Source organism: Rhizobium ruizarguesonis (assembly GCF_012349115.1).
GTDB lineage: Bacteria > Pseudomonadota > Alphaproteobacteria > Rhizobiales > Rhizobiaceae > Rhizobium > Rhizobium ruizarguesonis.
The window spans coordinates 209096-233930 of record NZ_PQIG01000100.1; the positions used below are offsets into that span (position 1 = coordinate 209096).

A 24835-nucleotide genomic window follows, 5' to 3' on the forward strand; every position below is an offset into this window, starting at 1 on the left:
AATCGAAAATCGTGCTTGCCAATCCCGTGTCGTCGTCTTAAAGGGAGCGCCATGCTTTTCAGCAGCGATTTGCGGGCCTTGGCTCAGGCGCTGAATGATCGGTATGAAGGGGTATAGCTCAGTTGGTAGAGCGGCGGTCTCCAAAACCGCAGGTCGTAGGTTCGAGCCCTACTGCCCCTGCCATTTTCCTGGATGCGGGACAGCGCGCACAAGCTCGCGGCATTTCCGGCCGGGGATTGATTGGTGGTAAGTAATTTCGTTAAACTTCGGTTTCCCTCTTGTGTATTCGGAAATCGGTGTTTATTTAGGGTTCAACAGACACGCGGTGCGTGGGGCTGATAGTTTCAGCTTTACGCGCCGTAATTGCGTGGGCAGTCGATGGCATCCAAATCCAATCCGTTTGCGTTTCTGCAGCAGGTTCGCTCCGAGACGTCCAAAGTTACATGGCCGTCGCGCCGCGAGACCATGATCTCGACGGTCATGGTGCTGGTGATGGTGGTTTTCGCCGCGCTGTTTTTCTTTGCCGCTGACCAGCTGATCGGCTGGGCTCTGAGCTTCGTGCTGAATACCGGCAACTGATACGGGTGGAGATAAAAATGGCGGCACGTTGGTACATCGTCCACGCGTATTCCAATTTTGAAAAGAAGGTGGCTGAAGACATCGAGAACAAGGCTCGCCAGAAGGGGCTTGAGCACCTGTTCGAGAAGATCCTCGTGCCGACTGAAAAGGTGGTGGAAGTGCGTCGCGGCCGCAAGGTCGATTCCGAGCGCAAGTTTTTCCCGGGCTATGTCATGGTTCGTGCCAATCTGACGGACGAAGCCTATCACCTGATCAAGAATACGCCGAAGGTCACAGGTTTCCTCGGCTCCGACAATAAGCCCGTTCCGATTCCGGATTATGAAGCCGAGCGCATTCTCGGCCAGGTCCAGGAAGGTGTCGAGCGGCCGAAGGCCTCCATTACCTTCGAGATCGGCGAGCAGGTCCGTGTTTCCGACGGCCCGTTCGCTTCGTTCAACGGCACGGTTCAGGATGTGGACGAAGAACGTTCGCGCCTGAAGGTGGAAGTGTCGATCTTCGGCCGCGCAACGCCGGTCGAGCTGGAATACGCTCAGGTCGAGAAGGTCTGATTGGAGAAACTGGAGGCTGGCCCTTGTGGCCTGTTTCCTGCGGACCTTGTCCGCACCCGCGTGGAAGGTGAGGGGTCTTAGCCGGACCTTAAGGATCCGCACCACGCAACCGCAGCCGCCGGAGAGATCCGGCATCACGGGCCGGGCAACCGGCCGTTCATGAAAGGCAGAGAGATATGGCTAAGAAAGTTGCAGGCCAGCTCAAGCTTCAGGTCAAGGCAGGATCGGCAAACCCGTCCCCGCCGATTGGTCCGGCGCTTGGTCAGCGTGGCATTAACATCATGGAATTCTGCAAGGCGTTCAATGCCGCCACGCAGGAAATGGAAAAGGGCATGCCGATCCCGGTCGTCATCACCTATTACCAGGACAAGTCCTTCACCTTCGCGATGAAGCAGCCGCCGGTCAGCTACTGGCTGAAGAAGGAAGCGAAGATCACATCCGGTTCCAAGACGCCCGGCAAGGGCGCTAAGGCCGGCTCCCTCACCAAGGCTCAGATCAAGTCGATCGCCGAAGCCAAGATGAAGGATCTGAACGCAGCGGATATCGAAGGTGCAATGGCGATGATCGAGGGCTCCGCCCGCGCCATGGGCCTGGAAGTGGTGGGTTAAGATCATGGCTGGTAAGCGCACGCAGAAGATCAACGAAGGTGTTGATCCCACCAAGCTCTACGCTCTGACCCTGGCCATCGGCATGGTCAAGGAACGGGCTGTCGCCAAGTTCGACGAAACCATCGAAGTCTCGATGAACCTCGGCGTCGACCCGCGCCATGCGGACCAGATGGTCCGCGGCGTCGTCAACCTGCCGAACGGCACGGGCCGTACGGTTCGCGTTGCCGTCTTCGCTCGTGGCGCCAAGGCTGACGAAGCCAAGGCCGCTGGTGCCGATATCGTCGGTGCCGAAGAGCTCGTCGAAATCGTCCAGGGCGGCAAGATCGAATTCGATCGCTGCATTGCCACCCCCGACATGATGCCGCTCGTCGGCCGTCTCGGTAAGGTTCTCGGCCCCCGCGGCATGATGCCGAACCCGAAGGTCGGCACCGTTACGATGGATGTCGCTGGAGCTGTCAAGGCTTCCAAGGGTGGCGCTGTCGAGTTCCGCGTCGAGAAGGCTGGCATTGTTCATGCCGGTATTGGCAAGGCCTCTTTCGAAGCCAAGGCCCTGGAAGAAAACATCCGCGCCTTTGCTGACGCCGTCATCAAGGCGAAGCCGGCTGGCGCCAAGGGTAACTACGTCAAGCGCGTAGCGATTTCCTCGACCATGGGTCCGGGCGTCAAGATCGAGCCCGGCTCGGTCACCGGAGCGCCGACCGCATAAGTTTATGCCGGGCTTTAAGTCCGGTGACTGAATTTCCGGCCTCGCAGGGGCCGGAATATTCCGGAGAAATCCGGAATCCTGTCCGAGATTGCAGGTGGTTTTCCCTTAATCACTGTGCCTGCATGAGACGGGTAAGACCCGAATTGCATGAAGTTCGCTTCTAGGAACTCGGTTCGAGCCTTGGATGCCTTGTGCCTCTTTAGCCTTGATTGGCGCGAGAGCGCGGGGGGACAGGATCCTCAAGCGTCGCTTGGGATCTCGCATGATCCCAGGAGGCAAAAGGCAACCGGCGGGCCCATTTTCGGTCCCGCCAACTGGAGATAGGCAGTGGAAAGAGCGGAAAAACGCGAATTCGTCACGGAACTGAACGAAGTCTTCAAGGCTTCGGGCTCAGTTGTCGTGGCCCACTATGCTGGTGCCACAGTCGCGCAGATGAACGATTTTCGTTCGAAGATGCGCGCAGCTGGCGGCACCGTCAAAGTCGCGAAGAACCGCCTGGCCAAGATTGCCCTTCAGGGTACGGAAGCGGAAGGGATGTCCAATCTCTTCAAGGGTCAGACGCTGATTGCATACAGCACCGATCCGATAACCGCTCCGAAGGTCGTCATGGATTTCGCCAAGACCAATGACAAGATCATTGTTCTGGGCGGCGCCATGGGAACAACCACGCTCAACGCCGATGCAGTCAAGTCGCTTGCGACCCTGCCTTCGCTCGATGAGTTGCGTGCGAAGCTGCTGGGCATGATCCAGACACCGGCTACCCGCATCGCTGGGGTTGTTGCAGCACCGGCAAGCCAGCTTGCCCGCGTGTTTGCGGCCTACGCCAAGAAGGACGAAGCCGCGTAAGGCGGTTTTTCGCTGTTTATAATCAAACGGTTCGAACCGAACAAAAGGAACTAGTAAAATGGCTGATCTCGCAAAGATCGTTGACGACCTCTCCTCGCTGACCGTTCTGGAAGCTGCAGAACTGTCGAAGCTTCTTGAAGAAAAGTGGGGCGTTTCCGCTGCTGCTCCGGTAGCTGTTGCTGCCGTTGGTGGCGGTGCTGCTGCTGCTGTCGTTGAAGAAGAAAAGACCGAATTCGACGTCATCCTCACGGATGTCGGTGCCAACAAGATCAACGTCATCAAGGAAGTCCGCGCCATCACCGGTCTCGGCCTCAAGGAAGCCAAGGACCTCGTCGAAGCTGCTCCGAAGGCTGTCAAGGAAGGCGTCAACAAGGCTGAAGCCGCTGACATCAAGAAGAAGCTTGAAGACGCTGGCGCCAAGGCCGACGTCAAGTAATCCTAAACTGCTTTTGGGAGGCAGTATTTCTACTGCCTCCCATTTGCCGTTTTTCTGAACGAATTACCCAAAAGCCGCGTCGAAACGGCTTTTGGGTAATGGGTTCTTCAAAAGGATGGTCTCCCACCGAGGGCAGCACAGCAATCCGAGCTGAGCGTTTTCCGGGGTTGGACGAGATTGAACTACTCATTGATTGACGGGATCGACTGGCCATCGGTTCCCGTCCGTTGCAGGCCCGGGTGCAAGATTTTGAAGGAGCGACGATGGCTCAGACCCTTTCGTTCAACGGTCGCAGGCGCGTACGCAAGTTTTTTGGTAAGATCCCCGAAGTCGCAGAAATGCCGAACCTCATCGAGGTTCAGAAGGCGTCCTACGACCAGTTTCTGATGGTTGAAGAGCCGAAGGGCGGCCGGCCCGATGAGGGTCTTCAGGCCGTCTTCAAGTCGGTTTTCCCGATCACCGATTTCTCCGGCGCATCGATGCTGGAATTCGTGTCCTACGAGTTCGAGCTGCCGAAGTTTGACGTTGACGAATGCCGTCAGCGCGACCTGACCTATGCGGCGCCGCTGAAGGTGACGCTGCGCCTCATCGTGTTCGATATCGACGAGGATACCGGCGCGAAGTCGATCAAGGACATCAAGGAACAGTCCGTCTACATGGGCGACATGCCGCTCATGACCAACAACGGCACGTTCATCGTCAACGGCACCGAGCGCGTCATCGTCTCCCAGATGCACCGTTCGCCGGGCGTCTTCTTCGACCACGACAAGGGCAAGAGCCATTCGTCCGGCAAGCTGCTCTTTGCTGCGCGCGTCATCCCTTATCGCGGTTCCTGGCTCGATATCGAATTCGACGCCAAGGACATCGTCTACGCCCGTATCGACCGCCGCCGCAAGATCCCTGTGACGTCGCTGCTGATGGCGCTCGGCATGGACGGCGAGGAAATCCTCGATACCTTCTACACGAAGTCGCTCTATAAGCGCGACGGCGAAGGCTGGCGCATTCCCTTCAAGCCGGAAACGCTGAAGGGTGCCAAGGCAATCACCGAAATGGTCGACGCCGATACCGGTGAAGTCGTTGTGGAAGCCGGCAAGAAGCTGACCCCGCGCCTGCTGCGCCAGCTTTCCGACAAGGGCCTGAAGGCACTCAAGGCCGCCGACGACGATCTTTACGGCAATTACCTTGCCGGCGACATCGTCAACTACTCGACGGGTGAGATCTACCTCGAGGCCGGCGACGAAATCGACGAGAAGACGCTCGGCATCATCCTGGCGAACGGCTTCGACGAGATCCCAGTTCTCGGTATCGACCACATCAATGTCGGCGCCTATATCCGCAACACGCTGACAGCCGACAAGAACGAGAACCGTCAGGACGCTCTGTTCGACATCTATCGCGTCATGCGTCCGGGTGAACCGCCGACCATGGAATCGGCCGAAGCCATGTTCAACTCGCTGTTCTTCGATGCGGAGCGTTACGACCTCTCCGCCGTCGGCCGCGTCAAGATGAACATGCGCCTCGACCTGACCGTCGAAGACACGGTCCGCATCCTGCGCAAGGACGACATCCTGGCCGTGGTCAGGATGCTGGTCGAACTGCGCGACGGCAAGGGCGAGATCGACGACATCGACAACCTCGGCAACCGCCGCGTCCGTTCGGTCGGCGAGCTGATGGAAAACCAGTACCGTCTCGGCCTGCTGCGCATGGAGCGCGCGATCAAGGAACGCATGTCCTCGATCGAGATCGACACGGTCATGCCGCAGGATCTGATCAACGCCAAGCCGGCCGCCGCTGCCGTTCGCGAATTCTTCGGTTCCTCGCAGCTCTCGCAGTTCATGGACCAGGTCAATCCGCTCTCTGAAATCACCCACAAGCGCCGTCTTTCGGCTCTTGGCCCGGGCGGTCTGACCCGTGAGCGCGCCGGCTTCGAAGTCCGCGACGTGCATCCGACCCACTATGGCCGCATCTGCCCGATCGAAACGCCGGAAGGTCCGAACATCGGTCTCATCAACTCGCTTGCGACCTTTGCCCGTGTCAACAAATACGGCTTCATCGAAAGCCCGTACCGCCGCATCGTCGACGGCAAGGTGACGAGCGACGTGCTCTACCTCTCCGCCATGGAAGAGGCGAAGTACTACGTCGCCCAGGCCAACGCCGAGATGAACGCCGACGGTTCCTTCGTCGACGAATTCGTCGTCTGCCGTCATGCCGGCGAAGTCATGCTCGCCCCGCGCGACAGCATGAACCTGATGGACGTCTCGCCGAAGCAGGTCGTTTCGGTCGCAGCCGCGCTCATCCCGTTCCTGGAAAACGACGACGCCAACCGCGCGCTCATGGGCTCGAACATGCAGCGTCAGGCAGTGCCGCTGCTGCGTGCCGAAGCTCCGTTCGTCGGGACCGGCATGGAGCCAGTCGTTGCCCGTGACTCGGGTGCTGCCATCGGCGCCCGCCGCGGCGGCGTGGTCGACCAGGTCGACGCGACGCGTATCGTTATCCGCGCCACTGAAGACCTCGAAGCCGGCAAGTCCGGCGTCGATATCTACCGCCTGCAGAAGTTCCAGCGTTCGAACCAGAACACCTGCGTCAACCAGCGCCCGCTGGTCACCGTCGGTGACGAGGTCAACCGCGGCGACATCCTCGCCGACGGCCCGTCGACCGATCTCGGCGACCTGGCGCTCGGCCGCAACGCACTCGTCGCGTTCATGCCCTGGAACGGCTATAACTACGAAGACTCGATCCTGCTCTCCGAGCGTATCGTTGCCGACGACGTGTTCACCTCCATTCACATCGAGGAATTCGAAGTGATGGCGCGCGACACCAAGCTTGGTCCTGAGGAAATCACCCGCGATATTCCGAACGTTTCGGAAGAAGCGCTGAAGAACCTCGACGAAGCCGGCATCGTCTATATCGGCGCCGAAGTTCAGCCGGGCGATATCCTCGTCGGCAAGATCACGCCGAAGGGCGAAAGCCCGATGACGCCGGAAGAAAAGCTTCTGCGCGCCATCTTCGGCGAAAAGGCCTCCGACGTGCGCGACACCTCCATGCGCATGCCGCCCGGCACCTACGGCACGATCGTCGAAGTCCGCGTCTTCAACCGCCACGGCGTTGAAAAAGACGAGCGCGCGATGGCGATCGAGCGCGAAGAGATCGAGCGTCTGGCAAAGGACCGCGACGACGAGCAGGCGATCCTCGACCGTAACGTCTACGGCCGTCTGATCGAGATGCTGCGCGGCCAGGCCTCTATTGCCGGCCCGAAGGGCTTCAAGAAGGGAGCCGAGCTTTCGAACGCCGTCGTCTCCGAATATCCCCGCTCGCAGTGGTGGATGTTCGCGGTCGAAGACGAAAAGGTCCAGAGCGAGCTCGAAGCGCTGCGTGGTCAGTACGACGAATCCAAGTCGCGCCTCGAACAGCGCTTCATGGACAAGGTCGAAAAGGTCCAGCGCGGCGATGAAATGCCTCCTGGCGTCATGAAGATGGTCAAGGTCTTCGTCGCTGTAAAGCGCAAGATCCAGCCCGGCGACAAGATGGCCGGCCGTCACGGGAACAAGGGCGTCGTCTCGCGCATTGTGCCGGTGGAGGACATGCCGTTCCTCGAAGACGGTACGCATGTCGACGTCGTTCTGAACCCGCTCGGCGTGCCTTCGCGCATGAACGTCGGTCAGATCCTGGAAACCCATCTGGGTTGGGCTTGTGCCGGCATGGGTCGCCAGATCGGCGAACTGATCGAAGCATACAAGGCCAATGGCAACATTGAGCCGCTGCGCAAGACCATCGGCGATGTCGTCGGAGACGGCCCCAAGGCCGAACAGGTCCACGAGTTCGACGATGACTCGGTTCTGCGTCTCGCCGACCAGTGGAAGCGCGGCGTTTCGATTGCGACGCCTGTTTTCGACGGCGCGAACGAAGCCGACGTCAACGACATGCTGCGTCTGGCAGGTCTCAAGGATAGCGGTCAGTCGACGCTCTATGACGGCCGTACCGGTGAGCAGTTCGACCGCCAGGTGACCGTGGGCTATATCTACATGCTGAAGCTCAACCACTTGGTCGACGACAAGATCCATGCTCGTTCGATCGGTCCTTACTCGCTCGTGACCCAGCAGCCGCTGGGCGGCAAGGCGCAGTTCGGCGGCCAGCGCTTCGGCGAAATGGAAGTCTGGGCGCTCGAAGCATACGGCGCGGCCTACACGCTGCAGGAAATGCTGACGGTGAAGTCGGACGACGTCGCCGGCCGCACCAAGGTCTATGAAGCCATCGTTCGCGGAGACGACACGTTCGAAGCCGGTATTCCGGAAAGCTTCAACGTTCTCGTCAAGGAAATGCGCTCACTGGGCCTCAGCGTCGAGCTCGAGAACACCAAGCTTGACGAGGCGCAGGCAGCTCAGCTGCCCGACGCGGCCGAGTAAGCACTTGATAGGGCGTGCGCTGCCAATGCGGCGCACGCCGGTCCCACCGGGCGCCGTATCTATGTCGGCCCGGAAGGGAAGTTTCGCCGCATCCAGCGGTTATTCTCGTTTAAGCGAGGGAGGCGGCTCCCGGGAATTGCCGCCGACCATCGCATTTTGAGGGCGCTTTAGCCCATGAAGGAGACAGGCATGAACCAAGAGGTCATGAATCTTTTCAATCCGCAGGTGCCTGCACAGAATTTCGATTCTATTCGGATTTCGATCGCGTCTCCGGAGAAGATCCTCTCCTGGTCTTACGGTGAGATCAAGAAGCCGGAAACCATCAACTACCGTACGTTCAAGCCGGAACGTGACGGTCTGTTCTGCGCGCGCATCTTCGGGCCGATCAAGGACTACGAATGCCTGTGCGGCAAGTACAAGCGCATGAAGTACAAGGGCATCATCTGCGAAAAGTGCGGCGTCGAAGTTACGCTGTCGCGCGTTCGCCGTGAGCGCATGGGCCATATCGAGCTCGCCGCTCCCGTTGCCCACATCTGGTTCCTGAAGTCGCTGCCATCGCGCATTTCGACGCTGCTCGACATGACGCTGAAGGATGTCGAGCGCGTCCTCTACTTCGAAAACTACATCGTCACCGAGCCGGGCCTGACCGCCCTGAAGGAGCACCAGCTCCTCTCGGAAGAAGAGTACATGCTCGCTGTCGACGAATACGGCGAAGACCAGTTCACCGCGATGATCGGCGCCGAGGCGATCTACGAGATGCTGGCCTCGATGAACCTCGAAAAGATCGCTGGCGACCTGCGTGCCGAGCTTGCCGACACCACGTCGGATCTCAAGCAGAAGAAGCTGATGAAGCGCCTGAAGATCGTCGAGAACTTCATGGAGTCGGGCAACCGTCCGGAATGGATGATCATGAAGGTCGTTCCGGTCATCCCGCCGGACCTGCGTCCGCTGGTTCCGCTCGACGGCGGCCGTTTCGCGACGTCGGATCTGAACGATCTCTACCGCCGCGTCATCAACCGTAACAACCGTCTGAAGCGCCTGATCGAGCTTCGTGCGCCGGGCATCATCATCCGCAACGAAAAGCGCATGCTGCAGGAATCCGTTGACGCGCTGTTCGACAACGGCCGTCGCGGCCGTGTCATCACCGGCGCCAACAAGCGTCCGCTGAAGTCGCTCTCCGACATGCTGAAGGGCAAGCAGGGCCGCTTCCGCCAGAACCTGCTCGGCAAGCGCGTCGACTATTCCGGCCGCTCGGTCATCGTCACCGGTCCGGAACTGAAGCTGCACCAGTGCGGCCTGCCGAAGAAGATGGCGCTCGAGCTCTTCAAGCCGTTCATCTATGCCCGCCTCGACGCCAAGGGTTACTCCTCGACCGTCAAGCAGGCCAAGAAGCTGGTCGAAAAGGAAAAGCCGGAAGTCTGGGATATCCTCGACGAGGTCATCCGCGAGCATCCGGTTCTCTTGAACCGCGCACCGACGCTGCACCGCCTGGGCATCCAGGCCTTCGAACCTATCCTGGTTGAAGGCAAGGCGATCCAGCTGCATCCGCTCGTCTGCACGGCCTTCAACGCCGACTTCGACGGTGACCAGATGGCCGTTCACGTGCCGCTGTCGCTCGAAGCCCAGCTCGAAGCCCGCGTGCTGATGATGTCGACCAACAACATCCTGCACCCGGCCAACGGCGCGCCGATCATCGTTCCCTCGCAGGACATGGTTCTCGGCCTCTACTATCTGTCGATCCTCAACCAGAACGAGCCGGGCGAAGGCATGGCCTTCTCCGATCTCGGCGAGCTGCATCACGCCCTCGAAAGCAAGGTCGTCACGCTGCACACCAAGATCCGCGGCCGCTTCAAGTCGATCGACGAGGATGGCAAGCCTTACTCGAAGATCTATGAGACGACGCCTGGCCGTCTGCTCATCGGTGAACTGTTGCCGAAGAACGGCAAGGTGCCCTTCGATATCTGCAACCAGGAAATGACCAAGAAGAACATCTCGAAGATGATCGACACGGTCTACCGCCACTGCGGCCAGAAGGACACGGTCATCTTCTGCGACCGCATCATGCAGCTCGGCTTTTCCCATGCCTGCCGCGCCGGCATCTCGTTCGGCAAGGACGACATGGTCATTCCGGATGCCAAGGCCAAGATCGTTGCCGACACCGAAAACCTGGTGAAGGAATACGAGCAGCAGTACAATGACGGCCTCATCACCCAGGGCGAGAAGTACAACAAGGTTGTCGACGCCTGGGGCAAGGCGACCGAAAAGGTTGCCGAAGAGATGATGGCCCGCATTAAGGCGGTCGAATTCGACGAGAAGACCGGTCGCCAGAAGCCGATGAACTCGATCTACATGATGAGCCACTCCGGTGCCCGCGGTTCTCCGAACCAGATGCGCCAGCTGGGCGGCATGCGTGGCCTCATGGCCAAGCCGTCGGGCGAAATCATCGAGACGCCGATCATCTCGAACTTCAAGGAAGGCCTGACCGTCAACGAGTATTTCAACTCGACTCACGGCGCCCGTAAGGGTCTGGCAGACACCGCCCTGAAGACCGCCAACTCCGGCTACCTGACCCGCCGTCTCGTCGACGTCGCGCAGGATTGCATCGTCACGCACGTCGATTGCGGAACGCAGACGGGCCTCACCATGACCGCCATCGTCGATGCCGGCCAGGTGGTTGCCTCGATCGGCGCCCGTATCCTCGGCCGCACGGCGCTCGACGACATCGATCATCCGGTCACGGGTGAGCGCATCGTCGATGCCGGCAGGATGATCCTCGAGCCTGATGTCGTCGAAATCGAGAAGGCCGGCATCCAGTCGATCCGCATCCGTTCGGCACTGACCTGCGAAATCCAGACGGGCGTCTGCTCGGTCTGCTACGGTCGCGACCTTGCACGCGGTACGCCGGTCAATATGGGCGAAGCCGTCGGCGTCATCGCCGCTCAGTCGATCGGCGAGCCGGGCACCCAGCTCACCATGCGTACCTTCCACCTTGGCGGTACGGCAACCGTGGTCGACCAGTCGTTCCTCGAAGCCTCGTACGAAGGTACGGTGCAGATCAAGAACCGCAACATCCTGCGCAACTCCGATGGCAACCTCGTTGCCATGGGCCGCAACATGACCGTCCAGATCTTGGACGAACGTGGTGTCGAGCGGTCGTCGCAGCGTGTGGCCTACGGTTCGAAGCTGCATGTCGACGAAGGCGACAAGGTCAAGCGCGGCCAGCGTCTGGCAGAGTGGGACCCCTACACCCGTCCAATGATGACGGAAGTGGCCGGTACCGTTCAGTTTGAAGATCTGGTCGACGGTCTCTCCGTTCTGGAAGCGACCGACGAATCGACCGGCATCACCAAGCGTCAGGTTATCGACTGGCGTTCGACCCCGCGCGGCTCGGACCTCAAGCCGGCGATCGTCATCAAGGATGCCAGCGGCAATATCGCGAAGCTGTCCCGTGGTGGTGACGCCCGCTTCTTCCTCTCGGTCGATGCGATCCTGTCGGTCGAGCCGGGCACGAAGGTCTCCCAGGGTGACGTTCTTGCCCGTTCGCCGCTCGAAAGCGCCAAGACCAAGGACATCACCGGCGGTCTGCCGCGTGTTGCCGAGCTGTTCGAAGCCCGCCGTCCGAAGGACCACGCCATCATCGCAGAGATCGATGGTACGATCCGCCTCGGCCGCGACTACAAGAACAAGCGTCGCGTCATCATCGAGCCGGCGGAAGACGGTGTCGAGCCTGTCGAATACCTGATCCCGAAGGGCAAGCCCTTCCACCTTCAGGAAGGCGACTATATCGAAAAGGGTGACTACATCCTCGACGGTAACCCGGCTCCGCACGACATCCTGGCGATCAAGGGCGTGGAGGCTCTGGCCTCCTACCTCGTCAACGAGATCCAGGAAGTCTACCGTCTCCAGGGCGTCGTCATCAACGACAAGCACATCGAGGTGATTGTCCGTCAGATGCTGCAGAAGGTGGAAATCACCGATGCAGGCGACTCGACCTATATCGTCGGCGACAATGTCGACCGGATCGAGCTCGAAGACGTCAACGATCATCTGATCGAACAGGGCAAGAAGCCAGCCTACGGCGATCCGGTTCTTCTCGGCATCACCAAGGCATCGCTGCAGACCCCGTCCTTCATCTCGGCCGCGTCCTTCCAGGAAACGACCAAGGTGCTGACGGAAGCTGCGATCGCCGGCAAGACAGACGGCCTGCAGGGTCTGAAGGAAAACGTCATCGTTGGCCGCCTCATCCCGGCCGGTACCGGCGGCACCATGACCCAGATCCGCCGCATCGCCACGTCGCGCGACGAGATGATCCTCGAAGAGCGCCGCAAGGGCACGGGTGCTGCCGTTGCCACGCCGATGCTGCAGGACATGGCCGAAAAGGCTCCGGCTGCGGAATAATCCGCGGCTGAAGTCGACGAATTGAAAAACCGCCCGGAGCGATCCGGGCGGTTTTTGTTTTATCGGCTCTGATTGGTCTGGCGGGGAGGGAGGCGCTGTGTCCGCTTATGCTGCTTGACAGCGTCAGCGGCGGCTCCCTTCAGTTGAACCGGATGATCGCGACTTCGCCTTCGACGGCGCCCTGGTAGGCAGATGCGTGCGGCTCTTCGGCCGGGACCTCGGTCAGCATGCCGATCTGGTCGAGATCGGCCTCGATGAAGCCTTCCTCGGCAAGGGCGTTCAAGGCCTCGCGGACAGCAGTGTCGTCGTCAGGCGCCTTCAGCATGATGTGCAGGTCGATGCCTTCGCTGGCGTCGGACTCGTAGCCCTTGCCGATGATGATGAAGATCATCGGGCCGTCGAAATTATTGTCGTTATCAGGTGTCGTGATCATCGCCTGTCCTTCGGCTCTTTGACGATTCGGTCGCTCGAATCCTGCTGTGAGGGCCGAACGCCGCAATTGCTGATTCCTTAACTGCTTTTGCTGCAATGCCCAAGTTTTTATCTTGGTGCACAGCCGTGAATTCGTCTAGAAGGATGAAACAGGGCGTTCGTCCGGCATATCAAGGCGATACGGCGAGTTTATTTCTTAACCGGCCTTGACGAGACGGGTGGAAACCAGTAGTACCCCGGCCATCAGATCCCATGTGAGGCTTGGCTGTTCGGGGCGACTCGCCCTGAAGTTCACCTCAAACAAGGTTCTAAACGCACGTTGAAGTCATGATGCTGCACGCACGACGCATATTTTATGCGTCCTCTGCTCCTTGTGGTCCATCTGCGGAAGCGGATCGGGCCATATTTTGCGCATTGACGGAAAGCGTACGTCACTGCCGGAGACGGCGCGAGTTCAAGCCCGCAAGGGTACTGAGATAAAACGTAAGGGATGGTTGAATGCCTACCGTAAACCAGCTGATCCGCAAGCCTCGCCAGGCGAACGTAAAGCGTAACAAGGTTCCCGCACTCCAGGAGAACCCGCAGAAGCGCGGCGTTTGCACGCGCGTCTACACGACGACGCCGAAGAAGCCGAACTCGGCTCTGCGTAAGGTCGCAAAGATCCGCCTGACCAACGGCTTCGAAGTCATTGGTTACATTCCCGGCGAAGGTCACAACCTTCAGGAACACTCCGTCGTCATGATCCGTGGCGGCCGCGTCAAGGACCTTCCGGGTGTCCGTTATCACATCATCCGCGGCGTTCTCGATACCCAGGGTGTCAAGAACCGCAAGCAGCGTCGCTCCAAGTACGGCGCGAAGCGTCCGAAGTAATTCGGTTTTTGAATAATCCGGCGCTGCGCGAGGTCCTCCGCGTCATGAAGCGCCTTAACGGTTGAAGAGACAAAATATGTCCAGACGTCATAAAGCAGAAAAGCGCGAGATCAATCCGGACCCGAAGTTCGGCGATCTCGTCGTCACCAAGTTCATGAATGCCATCATGCTCGACGGCAAGAAGTCCGTTGCTGAAAACATCGTCTACGGTGCGTTCGACGTAGTTCACGGCAAGTCCAAGCAGGAGCCGCTTGCGGTTTTCCATTCTGCGCTTGAGAACATTGCCCCGCACGTTGAAGTCCGCTCGCGTCGTGTCGGTGGTGCGACCTATCAGGTCCCCGTCGATGTTCGTCCGGAGCGCCGCCAGGCTCTTGCTATTCGCTGGCTGATCGCTGCTGCCCGCAAGCGCAATGAAACGACTATGGTTGACCGCCTTTCCGGCGAACTGCTCGATGCGTCCAACAACCGCGGCTCGGCCGTCAAGAAGCGCGAAGACACGCACAAGATGGCTGACGCCAACCGCGCGTTCTCGCACTATCGCTGGTAATTCCGAACGGTATCGAAAGGCAGTCCACAATGGCTCGCGAATATAAGATCGAAGACTACCGTAATTTCGGTATCATGGCGCATATCGACGCCGGCAAGACCACGACCACCGAGCGTATTCTCTATTACACCGGCAAGTCGCACAAGATCGGCGAAGTCCACGACGGCGCGGCCACCATGGACTGGATGGAGCAGGAGCAGGAGCGTGGCATCACGATCACCTCTGCTGCCACCACGACCTACTGGAAGGGCCGTGACGGCAAAATGCGCCGCTTCAACATCATCGACACTCCCGGCCACGTCGACTTCACCATTGAAGTCGAGCGTTCGCTGCGCGTTCTCGACGGCGCCATCGCGTTGCTCGACGCTAACGCCGGTGTTGAGCCGCAGACGGAAACCGTCTGGCGTCAGGCCGAGAAGTACAATGTCCCGCGGATGATCTTCTGCAACAAGATGGACAAGACCGGTGCGGACTTCTACCGCTCCGTCGAGATGATCAAGACCCGCCTCGGTGCAACGGCTGTCGTCATGCAGCTGCCGATCGGTGCAGAAACCGAATTCAAGGGCGTCATCGATCTGGTCGAGATGAACGCGCTCATCTGGCGCGACGAGTCGCTCGGCGCCCAGTGGGATGTCGTCGAAATCCCCGAGGACATGAAGGCCAAGGCTGAAGAATATCGCGAAAAGCTGATCGAGACGGTCGTCGACATCGACGAAGCCGCTACCGAAGCTTACCTCGAAGGCATTCTGCCCGACAACGATCAGATCCGTGCGCTGGTTCGTCGTGGCACGATCGACGTCAAGTTCCACCCGATGTTCTGCGGCACCGCCTTCAAGAACAAGGGCGTGCAGCCGCTGCTCGACGCCGTTGTCGACTACCTGCCGTCGCCGATGGACATCCCCGCGATCAAGGGCATCGATTTCAAGACGGAAGCTGAAATCGAGCGTCATGCCGATGACAGCGAGCCGCTTTCCATGCTCGCCTTCAAGATCATGAACGACCCCTTCGTCGGTTCGCTGACCTTCGCCCGCATCTACTCCGGCAAGCTCGAAAAGGGTGCGTCGGTCATCAACACGGTCAAGGACAAGCGCGAGCGCGTCGGCCGTATGCTGCAGATGCACTCCAACTCGCGTGAAGACATCGAAGAAGCCTTCGCAGGTGACATCGTCGCTCTCGCCGGCCTCAAGGAAACCACGACGGGCGACACGCTCTGCGATCCGTTGAAGCCGGTTATCCTCGAGCGCATGGAATTCCCGGAGCCGGTGATCCAGATCGCCATCGAGCCGAAGACCAAGGGCGACCAGGAAAAGATGGGCCTCGCGCTCAACCGCCTGGCTGCTGAAGATCCGTCCTTCCGCGTCAAGACCGACCAGGAATCCGGCCAGACTATCATCGCCGGCATGGGCGAACTGCATCTCGACATCATCGTCGACCGCATGCGTCGTGAATTCAAGGTCGAAGCAACCGTCGGCGCGCCACAGGTTGCCTACCGCGAAACCATCACCAGGACGCATGAAGAAGACTACACGCACAAGAAGCAGTCCGGTGGTACCGGTCAGTTCGCGCGCGTCAAGATCGTCTTCGAGCCGAACCCGGAAGGCGACGAATTCAAGTTCGAATCGAAGATCGTCGGCGGTTCCGTTCCGAAGGAATACATCCCCGGCGTCCAGAAGGGCATCGAAAGCGTTCTGTCTTCGGGACCGCTCGCAGGCTTCCCGATGCTCGGCGTCAAGGCGACCCTCATCGACGGCGCATTCCACGACGTCGACTCCTCGGTTCTCGCCTTCGAAATCGCATCGCGTGCCTGCTTCCGTGAAGCAGCCAAGAAGGCCGGCGCTCAGCTGCTCGAGCCGATGATGAAGGTCGAAGTCGTCACCCCGGAAGATTATGTCGGCGACGTTATCGGCGACCTGAACTCCCGTCGCGGTCAGATCCAGGGCCAGGAAAGCCGCGGTATTGCCGTTGTCATCAACGCGAACGTTCCGCTCGCGAACATGTTCAAGTACGTCGACAACCTGCGCTCCATGTCCCAGGGCCGCGCCCAGTACACGATGACCTTCGATCACTATTCGCCGGTCCCGTCGAACGTCGCAACTGAAATCCAGGCAAAGTATTCTGGTCAGAAGTGACCGGAATACCAATTGACCGATAACAAGAATTAGATCCCTTCGGGGACTAGCAAAACGGAGACCCGAAAATGGGAAAGAGTAAGTTTGAGCGCAACAAGCCGCACGTCAACATTGGCACGATTGGCCACGTTGACCACGGCAAGACGTCTCTGACGGCAGCGATCACGAAGTACTTCGGTGAGTACAAGGCGTACGACCAGATCGACGCGGCTCCGGAAGAAAAGGCGCGTGGCATCACGATTTCGACGGCGCACGTCGAGTATGAGACGCCGGCCCGCCACTACGCCCACGTCGACTGCCCCGGCCACGCCGACTACGTCAAGAACATGATCACCGGTGCTGCCCAGATGGACGGCGCGATCCTGGTGTGCTCGGCTGCTGACGGCCCGATGCCGCAGACGCGCGAACACATCCTGCTGGCCCGCCAGGTCGGCGTTCCGGCGATCGTTGTGTTCCTGAACAAGGTCGACCAGGTTGACGACGCCGAGCTTCTCGAACTGGTCGAGCTCGAAGTTCGCGAACTGCTGTCGTCCTACGACTTCCCGGGCGACGAAATCCCGATCGTCAAGGGTTCGGCGCTTGCTGCTCTTGAAGATTCCGACAAGAAGATCGGCGAAGATTCGATCCGCGAGCTGATGGCTGCTGTCGACGCCTACATCCCGACGCCTGAGCGTCCGATCAACCTGCCGTTCTTGCTGCCGATCGAAGACGTGTTCTCGATCTCGGGCCGCGGTACGGTTGTGACTGGCCGCGTCGAGCGTGGCATCGTCAAGGTTGGCGAAGAAGTCGAGATCGTCGGCATCCGCCCGACGACGAAGACGACGGTGACCGGCGTTGAAATGTTCCGCAAGCTGCTCGATCAGGGCCAGGCTGGCGACAACATCGGTGCGCTGATCCGCGGCGTCACCCGTGACGGCGTTGAGCGTGGCCAGATTCTGTGCAAGCCGGGTTCGGTCAAGCCGCACAAGAAGTTCATGGCAGAAGCCTACATCCTGACGAAGGAAGAGGGTGGCCGTCATACGCCGTTCTTCACCAACTACCGTCCGCAGTTCTATTTCCGCACGACCGACGTGACGGGCATTGTGACGCTGCCGGAAGGCACGGAGATGGTGATGCCAGGCGACAACGTCACGGTATCGGTCGAGCTGATCGTTCCGATCGCGATGGAAGAAAAGCTGCGCTTCGCTATCCGCGAAGGCGGCCGCACCGTCGGCGCCGGTATCGTCGCGAGCATCGTCGAGTAATTAGCGGCTGGGCCACCTGGCCCAAGGAAAGGATAGGGACGCCGATCTCGGTGTCCTTCTCGATCTTTGAAACCGGTGGCCCGCTAACGTAACTGAAGGTAAGTCGTGTCCCCAAGTGGTGACACGCGGATAACAGACACAAGGATAAAGTCGAATGAACGGCCAGAATATCCGCATCCGCCTGAAGGCGTTCGATCACCGGATTCTCGACGCCTCCACGCGTGAGATCGTATCGACGGCTAAGCGCACCGGTGCAAGCGTCCGGGGCCCCGTTCCGCTTCCGACCCGCATCGAGAAGTTTACGGTCAACCGGTCCCCGCACATCGACAAGAAGAGCCGCGAACAGTTCGAGATGCGCACGCATAAGCGCCTTCTCGATATCGTTGACCCGACCCCGCAGACGGTAGACGCGCTGATGAAGCTCGATCTCGCCGCCGGTGTCGATGTTGAGATCAAGCTCTGAGACCTCGGGTCTTCGGGCTGAGTGAGAAGGATTGAACCGATGCGTTCAGGTGTGATTGCACAGAAGGTGGGAATGACCCGCGTCTATAACGACGCCGGCGAGCATGTCCCGGTAACGGTACTGCGTATGGAAGGCTGCCAGGTCGTCGCTACGCGCACTGTCGAAAAGAATGGCTATACCGCAGTTCAGCTCGGTGCCGGCCAGGCGAAGGTAAAGAACACGTCGAAGGCGATGCGCGGCAACTTTGCCATCGCCAACGTCGAGCCGAAGGCCAAGCTCACTGAATTCCGCGTGTCGGAAGATCAGCTGCTCGAGATCGGCACTGAGATCAAGGCGGGTCACTTTGCAGCCGGTCAGCTCGTCGACGTGACGGGTACGACGATCGGTAAGGGCTTTGCCGGCGCCATGAAGCGCCACGGTTTCGGCGGTCTGCGTGCCACGCACGGTGTGTCGGTTTCGCACCGCTCGCACGGTTCGACCGGCTCGCGCCAGGATCCGGGCAAGGTTTTCAAGAACAAGAAGATGGCTGGTCACATGGGCCAGACGCGCGTCACGACGCAGAACCTTGAAGTGGTTTCGACCGACGAAGATCGTGGTCTGATCCTGATCAAGGGTGCTGTTCCTGGTTCCAAGGGTGCTTGGATCATCGTGCGCGACGCCGTCAAGTCGGCCGCGAAGTAAGGGAGCCAGATCAATGGAATTCAACGTCAAGACCCTCGAGGGAAAAGACGCCGGGAAGGTTTCCCTTTCGGACGCGATTTTCGGCCTCGAGCCCCGCGAAGACATTCTCGCCCGCGTCATCCGCTGGCAGCTTGCCAAGAAGCAGCAGGGCACTCACAAGGCAAAAGGCCGCGCTGAAATTTCGCGCACCGGCGCCAAGATGTACAAGCAGAAGGGTACGGGCCGCGCCCGCCACCATTCGGCTCGCGCTCCGCAGTTCCGCGGCGGCGGCAAGGCTCACGGCCCGGTCGTGCGCAGCCATGAGCATGACCTTCCCAAGAAGGTTCGCGCGCTCGGCCTTCGCCACGCCCTTTCGGCCAAGATCAAGGCCGATGACGTCATTGTCATCGACAACCTGGTTGCAGCTGAAGCCAAGACCAAGTCGCTCGCGTCCGTTTTCGAGACGCTCGGCCTGACCAACGCCCTCTTCATCGGCGGCGCAGAGCTTGACGGCAACTTCAAGCTCGCAGCTCAGAACATCCCCAACATCGATGTTCTGCCGATCCAGGGCATCAACGTTTACGACATCGTGCGCCGCGGCAAGCTCGTGCTTTCCAAGGCTGCGGTTGAAGCGCTAGAGGAGCGATTCAAGTGACCGATCTTCGCCACTACGATGTGATCGTCTCTCCGGCGATCACCGAAAAGTCCACGCTGGTATCCGAAAACAACCAGGTTGTTTTCAATGTCGCCAAGCAGGCGACGAAGCCGGAAATCAAGGCTGCGGTCGAGGCGCTGTTCGGCGTCAAGGTCACGGCTGTCAACACTCTGCTGCGCAAGGGCAAGACCAAGCGGTTCCGCGGTTTCGTCGGCAAGCAGAAGGACGTGAAGAAGGCTGTTGTGACGCTGGCTGAAGGCCAGACGATCGACGTCTCCACCGGTCTCTGAGGTATAAGAAAATGGCATTGAAAACATTCAATCCGATCACCCCGAGCCAGCGCCAGCTGGTCATCGTCGACCGTTCGGCCCTCTACAAGGGCAAGCCGGTCAAGGCGCTGACGGAAGGTCTGACCAAGAGCGGCGGTCGTAACAACCTCGGCCGCATCACTGCCCGCTTCATCGGCGGTGGTCACAAGCGCACCTATCGTCTGATCGACTTCAAGCGTCGCAAGTTCGACGTCGAAGGCACGGTCGAGCGTATCGAATACGATCCGAACCGCACGGCTTTCATCGCGCTGGTGAACTATGCCGACGGCGAAAAGGCTTATATCCTCGCTCCTCAGCGCCTCGCTGCCGGTGACAAGGTTATCGCTTCCGAGAAGGCTGTCGACGTCAAGCCCGGCAACACCATGCCGCTGCAGTTCATCCCGGTCGGCTCCATCATCCACAACGTGGAAATGAAGCCGGGCAAGGGTGGGCAGATCGCTCGCTCCGCCGGTGGCTACGCACAGCTCGTCGGCCGCGACCAGGGCATGGCGATCCTTCGCCTGAACTCCGGTGAACAGCGTCTCGTTCATGGCTCCTGCCTTGCTTCGATCGGCGCCGTCTCCAACCCTGACCACGCCAACATCAACGACGGCAAAGCCGGTCGTACCGTTTGGCGCGGCAAGCGTCCGCATAACCGCGGTGTTGTCATGAACCCGGTCGACCATCCGCACGGCGGTGGTGAAGGCCGCACCTCCGGTGGTCGCCATCCGGTGTCGCCGTGGGGCAAGCCGACCAAGGGCAAGCGCACCCGGTCGAACAAGTCGACCGACAAGATGATCATGCGCTCGCGTCATCAGCGTAAGAAGTAAGAGAGGAAGTCTCCAATGGCTCGTTCAGTATGGAAAGGTCCGTTCGTTGACGGCTATCTTCTCAAGAAGGCTGAGAAGGTTCGTGAAGGCGGTCGTAGTGAAGTGATCAAGATCTGGAGCCGTCGCTCCACGATCCTGCCGCAGTTCGTCGGTCTCACCTTCGGCGTCTACAACGGCAGCAAGCATATCCCGGTCAGCGTCAATGAAGACATGGTCGGTCACAAGTTCGGTGAATTCTCTCCGACCCGCACCTACTACGGTCACGGCGCGGACAAGAAGGCGAAGAGGAAGTAACAATGGGCAAGGCAAAAGCCGAACGCCGGCTGAAGGACAACGAGGCGCAAGCAGTCGCCCGCACGCTCCGCGTCAGCCCCCAGAAGCTCAACCTGGTTGCTGCGGCTATCCGCGGCAAGAAGGTCGAGCGCGCACTCGCTGAGCTGGAGTTCTCCCGCAAGCGCATCGCAGGCGCCGTCAAGAAGACGCTCGAATCTGCGATCGCCAACGCTGAGAACAACCACGATCTCGACGTCGACTCGCTGGTCGTCGCCGAGGCCTATGTCGGCAAGTCGATCGTCATGAAGCGTTTTCACGCTCGTGGCCGCGGTCGCGCGTCGCGCATTGAAAAGCCCTTCGCGCATTTGACGATCGTCGTTCGTGAAGTGCAGGCAGCAGAGGAGGCCGCATAATGGGTCAGAAAATCAATCCAATCGGTTTCCGCCTCGGCATCAACCGTACCTGGGATAGCCGCTGGTTTGCGGACAATGCCGAGTACGGCCAGCTGCTGCACGAAGACCTGAAGATGCGCAAGTTCGTCATGAGCGAACTGAAGCAGGCCGGGATCTCCAAGGTGGTCATCGAGCGTCCGCACAAGAAGTGCCGCGTCACGATCCACTCGGCACGTCCGGGCCTGATCATCGGCCGCAAGGGCGCAGACATCGACAAGCTCCGCAAGAAGCTGTCGGAGATGACGAATTCGGAAACGCACCTCAACATCGTCGAAGTGCGCAAGCCCGAAGTCGATGCGACGCTGGTCGCTCAGTCGATCGCCCAGCAGCTCGAGCGTCGCGTGGCTTTCCGCCGCGCCATGAAGCGCGCCGTCCAGTCTGCGATGCGTCTTGGCGCCGAAGGCATCAAGATCACCTGCGCTGGCCGTCTCGGCGGCGCTGAAATCGCCCGTACGGAATGGTACCGCGAAGGTCGTGTGCCGTTGCACACGCTGCGCGCCGACATCGACTACGGCACGGCTGAAGCAGAAACCGCGTTCGGCATCTGCGGCATCAAGGTCTGGATTTTCAAGGGCGAAATCCTTGAGCATGATCCGATGGCTTCCGAGCGCCGCGCGATGGAAGGTGACGCCCAGGGGCCGGCAAGCCGTGATCGTGACCGCGACAGAGACCGTCGCCGCGACAACGCTTGATAGCGCGCGTGGCAGAGAAGTTCGGAGAATAAGAAAATGTTGCAGCCAAAGCGTACCAAGTACCGCAAGCAGTTCAAGGGCCGCATCAAGGGCGTCGCCAAGGGCGGTTCTGACCTGGCATTCGGCGAATTCGGCCTGAAGGCACAGGAACCCAACCGCGTCAACGCGCGCGAGATCGAAGCGGCCCGCCGCGCGATCACGCGTTATATGAAGCGCGCCGGCCGTGTATGGATCCGCGTGTTCCCGGACGTTCCGGTAACCAAAAAGCCGACCGAAGTCCGTATGGGTAAGGGTAAGGGCTCCGTTGAATACTGGGCATGCAAGGTCAAGCCCGGCCGTATGATGTTCGAGATCGACGGTGTCAGCGAAGAAATCGCCCGTGAGGCGCTTCGCCTCGGCTCTGCCAAGCTCTCGGTCAAGACGCGCTTCGTTCAGCGCATTGCAGAGTAAGGGATTGAGCTCATGAAAGCCTCAGACGTTCGCGCGTTCACCGCCGACCAACTCAAGGACGAGCTTGCCAAGCTGAAGAAGGAGCAGTTCAACCTGCGCTTCCAGAAGGCGACCGGCCAGCTCGAAAAATCCTCGCGCATCAACGAAGTCCGCAAGGACATCGCCCGCGTGAAAACCATTGCCCGCCAGAAGGCGGCAGAAGTTAAGGCCTAAAGGAAGAAAAATATGCCGAAGCGCATCCTGCAGGGCGTCGTCGTTGGCGACAAGAACGAGAAGACGGTAGTGGTTCGTGTCGAGCGTCGTTTCGCTCACCCGCTGCTCCAGAAGACCGTTCGTCGTTCCAAGAAGTACAAGGCCCACGACGAGAACAACCAGTACAAGATTGGCGATACCGTATCCATCGAGGAATGCGCGCCGATCTCCAAGGACAAGCGCTGGACGGTGATTTCCGCCCAGGGCAAGTAACAGAATTTTGCGCGAGGCCTTGCGTCTCGCCGAAATATCTGTATGAAGCAGCGTCAGAACGCTCGAAAGCCGGGCGTTCTTTTGCTTTGAGCGCACGGAAGGTCCCGTTCGGGAAACCACCCTGGCACGATCGATCCCGCGCTATTCAGCTATTGCCGCGTCTGTGCTGCCGTCATGGCAGCTCGGCCGGCGAAAATTTTCATAAGCCGGAGTAGGGGGCTAGCCCAACCATTCCGGTAAACCAAGAAGGCGACCTGATATGATTCAGATGCAAACAAACCTCGACGTCGCGGATAATTCCGGCGCACGTCGTGTCATGTGCATCAAGGTGCTGGGCGGCTCGAAGCGCAAGTATGCCTCGATCGGCGACGTCATCGTCGTTTCGATCAAGGAAGCGATCCCGCGCGGCCGTGTGAAGAAGGGTGACGTGATGAAGGCGGTTGTCGTTCGCACCGCCAAGGACATCCGTCGTCCGGATGGCTCCGTCATCCGCTTCGACACCAACGCAGCAGTCCTCATCGACAACAAGAAAGAGCCGATCGGCACCCGTATCTTCGGACCGGTTCCGCGCGAACTTCGCGCCAAGAACCACATGAAGATCATCTCGCTGGCTCCCGAAGTACTGTAAGGAGCGAAGCGATGCAGAAGATTCGTAAGGGCGACAAGGTCGTCATGCTCGCTGGCAAGGACAAGGGCCGTACCGGCGAAGTTGTCCAGGTCATGCCGAAGGAAGATCGTGCCGTTGTTCGTGGCGTCAACGTCGTCAAGCGCCACCAGCGCCAGACGCAGACCCAGGAAGCCGGCATCATCAACAAGGAAGCCCCGGTTCACCTGTCCAACGTTGCAATCATCGACAAGGACGGCAAGCCGACCCGCGTCGGTTTCAAGGTTGTTGACGGTAAGAAGGTCCGTGTGGCCAAGCGTTCTGGAGAAGTGATCGATGGCTGAGGCAAAATATGAGCCGCGGCTCAAGAAGGAATATGTCGAGCGCATCCGCAAGGCGATGCAGGAGCAGTTCTCCTACGCCAACGAGATGATGATCCCGAAGCTCGACAAGATCGTGATCAACATGGGTGTCGGCGAAGCGACCGCTGACTCGAAGAAGCCGACGGTAGCTGCCGCCGACCTCGCAGCGATCGCCGGCCAGAAGCCGGTCATCACCCGCGCACGTAACTCTATCGCAGGCTTCAAGGTCCGCGAACAGATGCCGATCGGCGCGAAGGTCACCCTGCGCGGCGCCCGCATGTACGAGTTCATGGACCGTCTCGTGAACATCGCGCTCCCGCGCGTTCGCGACTTCCGCGGCCTGAACCCGAAGAGCTTTGACGGCCGTGGCAACTTCGCCATGGGCATCAAGGAGCACATTGTGTTCCCTGAGATCAACTACGACAAGGTTGATCAGATGTGGGGCATGGACATCATCGTTTGCACGACGGCGACGACCGACGACGAAGCACGGGCTCTTCTGAAAGAGTTCAGCTTCCCGTTCCGTCAATAACCGTAACGACGAGCGTAGAAAAGGAACCTGACATGGCGAAGACAAGCGCAGTTGAAAAGAACAAGCGCCGCCGTACTACGGTCGCCAACCAGGCCGCTAAGCGGGCTGGTTTGAAGGCGATCATCATGAACCAGGCTCTTCCGATCGAAGAGCGGTTCAAGGCCTCGATCAAGCTGGCATCCCTGCCGCGTGATGGATCGAAGACCCGTATTCGCAACCGTTGCGAAGTTTCGGGGCGTCCGCGCGCATATTACCGCAAACTGCGCATGTCGCGTATTGCGCTGCGTGAACTCGGCAATCTCGGCAAGGTGCCGGGTATCGTCAAGTCGAGCTGGTAAGGAGC

General features: G+C 59.7%; 28 protein-coding genes and 1 tRNA gene. 28 read left to right on the plus strand and 1 reads right to left on the minus strand.

Going from position 1 to position 24835, the window contains the following annotated elements:
* Positions 1-107 precede the first annotated feature (107 nt).
* The 9 genes from C3Y91_RS27070 to rpoC all read left to right on the plus strand — a co-directional run bounded on the left by C3Y91_RS27070 (position 108) and on the right by rpoC (position 12524).
* Positions 108-183, plus strand: a tRNA-Trp gene (locus C3Y91_RS27070).
* A 195-nt stretch (positions 184-378) separates the two neighbouring features.
* Positions 379-579 (plus strand): preprotein translocase subunit SecE, encoded by a 201-nt coding sequence (secE, locus tag C3Y91_RS27075; RefSeq protein WP_003547514.1) that lies wholly within the window; start codon positions 379-381, stop codon positions 577-579.
* A gap of 17 nt (positions 580-596) precedes the next feature.
* A complete protein-coding gene (gene nusG, locus C3Y91_RS27080; protein WP_003547516.1) occupies positions 597-1127 on the plus strand; it encodes a transcription termination/antitermination protein NusG in 531 nt (176 codons plus the stop codon).
* 176 nt (positions 1128-1303) lie between these two features.
* On the plus strand, positions 1304-1735 hold the full coding sequence (rplK, locus tag C3Y91_RS27085; RefSeq protein WP_003547518.1) for a 50S ribosomal protein L11: 432 nt from the start codon (positions 1304-1306) through the stop codon (positions 1733-1735).
* A 4-nt stretch (positions 1736-1739) separates the two neighbouring features.
* Positions 1740-2441 carry a 50S ribosomal protein L1 gene (gene rplA, locus C3Y91_RS27090; protein ID WP_018068029.1) on the plus strand — a complete coding sequence of 234 codons (702 nt, stop codon included), beginning with the start codon at positions 1740-1742 and terminating at the stop codon, positions 2439-2441.
* A gap of 327 nt (positions 2442-2768) precedes the next feature.
* Positions 2769-3287: a 50S ribosomal protein L10 gene (gene rplJ / locus C3Y91_RS27095; RefSeq protein WP_003547522.1), complete on the plus strand. Its 519-nt coding sequence runs from the start codon at positions 2769-2771 to the stop codon at positions 3285-3287.
* A 58-nt stretch (positions 3288-3345) separates the two neighbouring features.
* Positions 3346-3723: a 50S ribosomal protein L7/L12 gene (gene rplL, locus C3Y91_RS27100; protein ID WP_017963902.1), complete on the plus strand. Its 378-nt coding sequence runs from the start codon at positions 3346-3348 to the stop codon at positions 3721-3723.
* Positions 3724-3986: 263 nt separating this feature from the next.
* Entirely contained in the window at positions 3987-8126 is a 4140-nt protein-coding gene (gene rpoB / locus C3Y91_RS27105) for a DNA-directed RNA polymerase subunit beta (protein WP_018068030.1), read from the plus strand.
* A 189-nt stretch (positions 8127-8315) separates the two neighbouring features.
* Positions 8316-12524, plus strand: coding sequence for a DNA-directed RNA polymerase subunit beta' (gene rpoC / locus C3Y91_RS27110; RefSeq protein WP_018068031.1), 4209 nt, complete (start codon positions 8316-8318; stop codon positions 12522-12524).
* A 139-nt stretch (positions 12525-12663) separates the two neighbouring features.
* On the opposite strand, the gene C3Y91_RS27115 is transcribed toward rpoC, so the two are convergent.
* Entirely contained in the window at positions 12664-12957 is a 294-nt protein-coding gene (locus C3Y91_RS27115; protein ID WP_003547528.1) for a hypothetical protein, read from the minus strand.
* Positions 12958-13454: 497 nt separating this feature from the next.
* Here C3Y91_RS27115 and rpsL point away from each other — a divergent pair, with 497 nt between their 5' ends.
* The 19 genes from rpsL to rpsN all read left to right on the plus strand — a co-directional run bounded on the left by rpsL (position 13455) and on the right by rpsN (position 24830).
* On the plus strand, positions 13455-13826 hold the full coding sequence (gene rpsL / locus C3Y91_RS27120) for a 30S ribosomal protein S12 (protein ID WP_003547537.1): 372 nt from the start codon (positions 13455-13457) through the stop codon (positions 13824-13826).
* A gap of 76 nt (positions 13827-13902) precedes the next feature.
* Positions 13903-14373, plus strand: coding sequence for a 30S ribosomal protein S7 (gene rpsG / locus C3Y91_RS27125; RefSeq protein WP_168576035.1), 471 nt, complete (start codon positions 13903-13905; stop codon positions 14371-14373).
* Positions 14374-14402: 29 nt separating this feature from the next.
* Positions 14403-16502, plus strand: a complete 2100-nt coding sequence (fusA, locus tag C3Y91_RS27130) for an elongation factor G (protein ID WP_018068032.1) — start codon at positions 14403-14405, stop codon at positions 16500-16502.
* A gap of 68 nt (positions 16503-16570) precedes the next feature.
* Positions 16571-17746: an elongation factor Tu gene (gene tuf, locus C3Y91_RS27135; protein WP_024320555.1), complete on the plus strand. Its 1176-nt coding sequence runs from the start codon at positions 16571-16573 to the stop codon at positions 17744-17746.
* 154 nt (positions 17747-17900) lie between these two features.
* Positions 17901-18209 carry a 30S ribosomal protein S10 gene (rpsJ, locus tag C3Y91_RS27140; RefSeq protein WP_003547547.1) on the plus strand — a complete coding sequence of 103 codons (309 nt, stop codon included), beginning with the start codon at positions 17901-17903 and terminating at the stop codon, positions 18207-18209.
* 39 nt (positions 18210-18248) lie between these two features.
* Positions 18249-18890 (plus strand): 50S ribosomal protein L3, encoded by a 642-nt coding sequence (gene rplC / locus C3Y91_RS27145; protein ID WP_018067989.1) that lies wholly within the window; start codon positions 18249-18251, stop codon positions 18888-18890.
* Positions 18891-18903: 13 nt separating this feature from the next.
* Positions 18904-19524 carry a 50S ribosomal protein L4 gene (gene rplD, locus C3Y91_RS27150; RefSeq protein ID WP_012757020.1) on the plus strand — a complete coding sequence of 207 codons (621 nt, stop codon included), beginning with the start codon at positions 18904-18906 and terminating at the stop codon, positions 19522-19524.
* A complete protein-coding gene (locus tag C3Y91_RS27155) occupies positions 19521-19814 on the plus strand; it encodes a 50S ribosomal protein L23 (protein WP_003547550.1) in 294 nt (97 codons plus the stop codon). The genes rplD and C3Y91_RS27155 overlap by 4 nt, the downstream gene beginning before the upstream one ends.
* Before the next feature lie 11 nt (positions 19815-19825).
* On the plus strand, positions 19826-20662 hold the full coding sequence (gene rplB / locus C3Y91_RS27160; protein WP_018067988.1) for a 50S ribosomal protein L2: 837 nt from the start codon (positions 19826-19828) through the stop codon (positions 20660-20662).
* A gap of 15 nt (positions 20663-20677) precedes the next feature.
* Positions 20678-20956 carry a 30S ribosomal protein S19 gene (rpsS, locus tag C3Y91_RS27165; protein ID WP_003547552.1) on the plus strand — a complete coding sequence of 93 codons (279 nt, stop codon included), beginning with the start codon at positions 20678-20680 and terminating at the stop codon, positions 20954-20956.
* A gap of 2 nt (positions 20957-20958) precedes the next feature.
* The gene (rplV, locus tag C3Y91_RS27170) at positions 20959-21348 is read left to right on the plus strand and encodes a 50S ribosomal protein L22 (protein ID WP_003547553.1); all 390 of its coding nucleotides are present in this window, start codon (positions 20959-20961) and stop codon (positions 21346-21348) included.
* Positions 21348-22079 carry a 30S ribosomal protein S3 gene (gene rpsC, locus C3Y91_RS27175; protein WP_003547554.1) on the plus strand — a complete coding sequence of 244 codons (732 nt, stop codon included), beginning with the start codon at positions 21348-21350 and terminating at the stop codon, positions 22077-22079. The genes rplV and rpsC overlap by 1 nt, the downstream gene beginning before the upstream one ends.
* 36 nt (positions 22080-22115) lie before the next feature.
* Positions 22116-22529: a 50S ribosomal protein L16 gene (rplP, locus tag C3Y91_RS27180; protein WP_003547555.1), complete on the plus strand. Its 414-nt coding sequence runs from the start codon at positions 22116-22118 to the stop codon at positions 22527-22529.
* A 12-nt stretch (positions 22530-22541) separates the two neighbouring features.
* Positions 22542-22742 carry a 50S ribosomal protein L29 gene (gene rpmC, locus C3Y91_RS27185; RefSeq protein WP_003558545.1) on the plus strand — a complete coding sequence of 67 codons (201 nt, stop codon included), beginning with the start codon at positions 22542-22544 and terminating at the stop codon, positions 22740-22742.
* Positions 22743-22754: 12 nt separating this feature from the next.
* Positions 22755-22994 (plus strand): 30S ribosomal protein S17, encoded by a 240-nt coding sequence (gene rpsQ / locus C3Y91_RS27190; RefSeq protein WP_003547557.1) that lies wholly within the window; start codon positions 22755-22757, stop codon positions 22992-22994.
* A 259-nt stretch (positions 22995-23253) separates the two neighbouring features.
* Positions 23254-23622, plus strand: a complete 369-nt coding sequence (gene rplN / locus C3Y91_RS27195) for a 50S ribosomal protein L14 (protein ID WP_003573790.1) — start codon at positions 23254-23256, stop codon at positions 23620-23622.
* Between the two features lie 11 nt (positions 23623-23633).
* On the plus strand, positions 23634-23942 hold the full coding sequence (rplX, locus tag C3Y91_RS27200; RefSeq protein WP_003547559.1) for a 50S ribosomal protein L24: 309 nt from the start codon (positions 23634-23636) through the stop codon (positions 23940-23942).
* The gene (gene rplE / locus C3Y91_RS27205; RefSeq protein WP_018067987.1) at positions 23935-24492 is read left to right on the plus strand and encodes a 50S ribosomal protein L5; all 558 of its coding nucleotides are present in this window, start codon (positions 23935-23937) and stop codon (positions 24490-24492) included. Before rplX ends, rplE begins: the two co-directional genes overlap by 8 nt.
* 32 nt (positions 24493-24524) lie before the next feature.
* Complete coding sequence (rpsN, locus tag C3Y91_RS27210) at positions 24525-24830, plus strand: 30S ribosomal protein S14 (RefSeq protein WP_003547561.1); 306 nt, start codon at positions 24525-24527, stop codon at positions 24828-24830.
* The last annotated feature ends 5 nt before the right edge of the window (positions 24831-24835 follow it).

Excerpts from the sequence above, each read along its gene's own strand:
- secE (WP_003547514.1), top strand. The coding sequence starts at position 379 with ATGGCATCCAAATCCAATCCGTTTGCGTTTCTGCAGCAGGTTCGCTCC.
- nusG (WP_003547516.1), top strand. The coding sequence starts at position 597 with ATGGCGGCACGTTGGTACATCGTCCACGCGTATTCCAATTTTGAAAAG.
- rplK (WP_003547518.1), top strand. The coding sequence starts at position 1,304 with ATGGCTAAGAAAGTTGCAGGCCAGCTCAAGCTTCAGGTCAAGGCAGGA.
- rplA (WP_018068029.1), top strand. The coding sequence starts at position 1,740 with ATGGCTGGTAAGCGCACGCAGAAGATCAACGAAGGTGTTGATCCCACC.
- rplL (WP_017963902.1), top strand. The coding sequence starts at position 3,346 with ATGGCTGATCTCGCAAAGATCGTTGACGACCTCTCCTCGCTGACCGTT.
- rpoB (WP_018068030.1), top strand. The coding sequence starts at position 3,987 with ATGGCTCAGACCCTTTCGTTCAACGGTCGCAGGCGCGTACGCAAGTTT.
- rpoC (WP_018068031.1), top strand. The coding sequence starts at position 8,316 with ATGAACCAAGAGGTCATGAATCTTTTCAATCCGCAGGTGCCTGCACAG.
- C3Y91_RS27115 (WP_003547528.1), bottom strand. The coding sequence starts at position 12,957 with ATGATCACGACACCTGATAACGACAATAATTTCGACGGCCCGATGATC.
- rpsL (WP_003547537.1), top strand. The coding sequence starts at position 13,455 with ATGCCTACCGTAAACCAGCTGATCCGCAAGCCTCGCCAGGCGAACGTA.
- rpsG (WP_168576035.1), top strand. The coding sequence starts at position 13,903 with ATGTCCAGACGTCATAAAGCAGAAAAGCGCGAGATCAATCCGGACCCG.
- fusA (WP_018068032.1), top strand. The coding sequence starts at position 14,403 with ATGGCTCGCGAATATAAGATCGAAGACTACCGTAATTTCGGTATCATG.
- tuf (WP_024320555.1), top strand. The coding sequence starts at position 16,571 with ATGGGAAAGAGTAAGTTTGAGCGCAACAAGCCGCACGTCAACATTGGC.
- rpsJ (WP_003547547.1), top strand. The coding sequence starts at position 17,901 with ATGAACGGCCAGAATATCCGCATCCGCCTGAAGGCGTTCGATCACCGG.
- rplC (WP_018067989.1), top strand. The coding sequence starts at position 18,249 with ATGCGTTCAGGTGTGATTGCACAGAAGGTGGGAATGACCCGCGTCTAT.
- rplD (WP_012757020.1), top strand. The coding sequence starts at position 18,904 with ATGGAATTCAACGTCAAGACCCTCGAGGGAAAAGACGCCGGGAAGGTT.
- rplB (WP_018067988.1), top strand. The coding sequence starts at position 19,826 with ATGGCATTGAAAACATTCAATCCGATCACCCCGAGCCAGCGCCAGCTG.
- rpsS (WP_003547552.1), top strand. The coding sequence starts at position 20,678 with ATGGCTCGTTCAGTATGGAAAGGTCCGTTCGTTGACGGCTATCTTCTC.
- rplV (WP_003547553.1), top strand. The coding sequence starts at position 20,959 with ATGGGCAAGGCAAAAGCCGAACGCCGGCTGAAGGACAACGAGGCGCAA.
- rpsC (WP_003547554.1), top strand. The coding sequence starts at position 21,348 with ATGGGTCAGAAAATCAATCCAATCGGTTTCCGCCTCGGCATCAACCGT.
- rplP (WP_003547555.1), top strand. The coding sequence starts at position 22,116 with ATGTTGCAGCCAAAGCGTACCAAGTACCGCAAGCAGTTCAAGGGCCGC.
- rpmC (WP_003558545.1), top strand. The coding sequence starts at position 22,542 with ATGAAAGCCTCAGACGTTCGCGCGTTCACCGCCGACCAACTCAAGGAC.
- rpsQ (WP_003547557.1), top strand. The coding sequence starts at position 22,755 with ATGCCGAAGCGCATCCTGCAGGGCGTCGTCGTTGGCGACAAGAACGAG.
- rplN (WP_003573790.1), top strand. The coding sequence starts at position 23,254 with ATGATTCAGATGCAAACAAACCTCGACGTCGCGGATAATTCCGGCGCA.
- rplX (WP_003547559.1), top strand. The coding sequence starts at position 23,634 with ATGCAGAAGATTCGTAAGGGCGACAAGGTCGTCATGCTCGCTGGCAAG.
- rplE (WP_018067987.1), top strand. The coding sequence starts at position 23,935 with ATGGCTGAGGCAAAATATGAGCCGCGGCTCAAGAAGGAATATGTCGAG.
- rpsN (WP_003547561.1), top strand. The coding sequence starts at position 24,525 with ATGGCGAAGACAAGCGCAGTTGAAAAGAACAAGCGCCGCCGTACTACG.